Genomic DNA, 230 nt, shown 5'->3' with positions numbered 1-230 from the left:
CCGCGCGCGGCAGCGCGGCGGACATCGCGGCGCTGCGCGAGGCGTTCGAGGCGTTCCGCGCGATCCGCCCGAACGAGCCCGGCTATCAGGAAGCCGACGAGCTGTTCCACACCCGCATCGTGATCGCGAGCGGCAATCAGTTCTTCAAGCAGATGGCCGCGATCATTCGCGGCGCGCTGTCGACGGTCAATCCGATCGTCAACCAGAAGGAAGGCGCATGGGAGGGCGCG

At 68.3% G+C, this 230-nt stretch carries 1 protein-coding gene; it reads left to right on the top strand.

Translation table 11 applies throughout. The features are described 5' to 3' along the window. A partial coding sequence (locus tag SB751_RS35865) for an FCD domain-containing protein (protein WP_410749714.1) occupies positions 1 to 230 on the top strand: 230 nt, incomplete at both ends.

It is taken from the genome of Cupriavidus sp. SIMBA_020 (assembly GCF_046535395.1).
Taxonomy (GTDB): domain Bacteria; phylum Pseudomonadota; class Gammaproteobacteria; order Burkholderiales; family Burkholderiaceae; genus Cupriavidus; species Cupriavidus campinensis.
This window is presented reverse-complemented; position numbering and strand designations above follow the sequence as displayed.